At 39.5% G+C, this 3,392-nt stretch carries 1 protein-coding gene; it reads left to right on the top strand.

Annotated features, from left to right (window positions below):
* Nucleotides 1-3,392 (top strand): QWxxN domain (locus A5844_RS14080; protein ID WP_179190511.1); only part of this gene is annotated, 3,392 nt, incomplete at both ends.

Here is a 3,392-nt window from a genome sequence, read left to right as displayed (position 1 = left end):
CTCCTTCAACTGATTACTGCGACACAGAGATGGATCAGAAAAGAAGGAAAGGGAACAGAAGAAATCAGAAGTAAACAAGTCGCTGAGCTGATTCTTACCGCCTCGGGACTAGCGAGCCATCCAATCTCTCACCATCAAGCCCATGCTATTTTCTCGCAATGGCGTGACAATAATATTTTTAAGGATTACGAGTTTCAGGAACCTTCTTCAGATGATCGAACGTATAAAACTAGTGGATTAGCTGGAGCGATCATTTCTACTAATATCTATACCTACGGTGTACTATCTTTAGAAGGAGCGGCAATGGTAAAAAAATTCCATTTGGCTTACCTTAATAAGCATTCTATGACGCTACCGACCTACGAACCCCTCCTCCCTTTCTGGTTTGATTTTGCGCTTTTTCAAAAACGGAATGAAACAGAGAAAGCCAATGAAGCAGTCAATCAGTTTCTAGCTAAACAACCAGAGTTTAGTGAAGGCTTGCCCGCTCAACCCTCAGCGATCAATGCCTATGAATGGGTCCATAATGAACAAACAGATGCAGAGATTTTAGCTAGGCAAAAACAGCTGGCTCCTATTATTCTAGAGGGGTATGGTATTCGTCGCGATCTTACAGCAACGGAGGCTGTCAACACGATTCTTCAATGGGAAAGCAACAATGTGTTCAAAGACTACACCTTTATTGAACTCAAACAATCTTCCTTAAGTGAAAAACAATTCCGCAAAGAACCTTTCACAGAAAATAGTGAGATGAAACCAGCACCAAACACTTTTGTAGATTCAGACTTAGAACCCGTTCATACAATCATGATGGATGTGACGGAAAATGTGGTTCCTGCGACACGTTATTCAGAGCCTCTACCGATCTTTTATTACCATCTCCTTCTTTTTCAAAAGCGAAATGAAACGAGTGCTGTCAATAAAAAATTGCAAGAGTTCTTCACGAAGGAAGGAATTGCAATTAAAAAAAACTCTAGTAGTGATCTAGAAAAAGCCATATTACAATGGCTCGAAAAAGAAAGTACCAAGAGTGATTCTGACATATCTGAAAGAAAACAATTTTTAGCCTACTTTCTACTAAAAGCTTATGGTGTAGAAGATCTTAGACTTGGGGAGTTTCTGTCGTCTATCAAGGTGCAAGCAATATTGAATCAATGGAAGGCCAATACGTTATTAGAAGGCTATACATACCAAGAGATCACTTATACAACGATCCACCACCAATTGTCTCAAGCAGAGGCACCATCAATGATCCATCTTAAAGAACAAAAAAAAGAATGCCAACAAATCTACGCAGATTTTATCCATGATCGCACGCCCACAATCTCTAAGGATCAGCCTATCCAAACCATTTATTATCATCGTACGCTTTTTGAAAAGCGAATGGCAACACCAGCCGTGAATGAAGCAGTCCGAAAATTTCTGCTTGAACAAAAAGTTTCTTTTAAGGATCCATCCGCCAGTGAATTGGTTCGTGGGATGCAAAAGTGGCTCTTTGAAGGAACCAACTATGGGACGATTCTAGCAAGAGAAAAACAAATCGCCCAGATCCTGCAAAAAGCCTATGGGCTGGAAGAAAAAGAGGTGACGGTGAAAGAGGCACGCTATCTCTTACTACAATGGGAAAACAACAATGCACAAGTGGGGTATACCTATAAAGACACGAGTACGTTTGAAGCCATCGAAATCAGTGCAGTTGAAGCGAATGAAGAGGAAAAAGAAAAGATTGAGGCTTTTACTCGTGAGAATAAGGCACTTTCTCCGACAGAAGCCACGAGTTTAATCATGGAAGCAAAGCTACCTGAATGGACAGAGGAACAACAAAAGAACATTCGTAAAAAAATCGTTGCTTTCTTAGGGGAAAAGAATATCGAGGTGAATGTGTCCAAACCCAATGAATTAGTAGTAAAAGCGGCGAGATGGGCAATCAAGGAAGTGGAAGGAAAAGAGACGACTGATTTCACGAAAGTAAAAATATTAGCGAATATCATCCTTGGAAAAAAAGAAGATGCAGTGATTTCGAAGGAGAAAGCACAAGCAATCTTTACAAAATGGCTACTTGATACGTCTGAAGAGGAAGCACCTACTTTCACTTCTACTGAATTAATAAAAGAAGAGACGACCCAAACAACCCAAACAACACAAGCAGCAGAAATAACCACCATGCAGCCATCCGCTAGTGGGAAACAAAAGCCTAAGTATGAAGCGCCTAATTGGCGTGATAAAAACATGAGGATTCAAGTGGCACAGTTCTTCCGTCAGGAAGGAATACTAAAAGAAGAGTCAACCTTAGAGAATATTCTCATTGCGATGGGAAAATGGTTCACAGAAGAACGGGGTGAAATGATCCTCAGTTATAACAAACTCCAATCCTTATCTAAAGTGATCTTGAAAGAATTGGATCTTTATGGAGGCGAAGGAAACGAAACTATTTCCGATAAAGATGCGAGACTAACGATCATGAAATGGGTGACTGAAAATATACTGGGAAGTTCGATGGAAGGATATATGCTTAAGAAAATCCTAGATTCTCCTAATCCTTCTGAATTCACCATTGGTAATCTCAGAAAATTCTTTGAGACTGAAGTCCTTATTAATTTCTCTACGTTTAGGGTCTCAAAAGAAGAGTTAACTATTGTTCAAAAGCTATGGTCTCTATTTCTTAAAGAGGTATTACCAAATTATTTTCTTGAGACAAGCACTCTGGCAGATGAGTTACCAATTTCTAATTATGACTCCTTGATGCAACTGACAGGGGCAAAGTTACTAGCAGATTTAGGTATTCAAACACAATTCAATCAAGCAGAAATTCAGAATTTCGGTACGTTTGTCTGGGATAAAATTAGTGAAAATGGCATAAAAAGAGTAGAAGAACTACGTTATACGATCCTTCCTGCAATACTAGCGGTTGCTCAGTTAGATCCAGATCTATTACGTGAAGCATTGAAAAAAGGAAACTATCATGAAGTGGCCCTTAGCACTTTTATTGGCTATCATCAAAGTGGGTATTTACAACTGAAAGAATATCAAAAAACACTCTATGACCTTTTTACCGTCTATCAAAAAGAAGCACTTGCTTGGCGACGGAAACAGGCGTTAGCAGAGAGAGAGGCTCAGAAGTGTGTTGATGCTGGGGTAACAATCTTCACCTTTCATGCAATGACTCAAAATTATCTTAATGGACTGGAACCTTGTTACAATAAGTTTACCTCACCTAATTTAGAAGAATGGTATACTCGATTGACCAAAGCAGTCTCAGATACTTTTTATCCATTGGATCAAAAACTGATTGAGCTTGCGCTGAAAGGATTCGACCTTAAAGAACGGGAATTTATTTTCTCTCTTGAAACAGAACTTTATGAGGCCTCTGCCGAGTTGGAACATATCGAGCA

The organism is Candidatus Enterococcus wittei (assembly GCF_002140175.1).
GTDB classification, from domain to species: domain Bacteria; phylum Bacillota; class Bacilli; order Lactobacillales; family Enterococcaceae; genus Enterococcus_B; species Enterococcus_B wittei.
The sequence above is the reverse complement of the archived record's forward strand: the minus strand, read 5'-3'. Positions and strand labels throughout refer to the sequence as shown.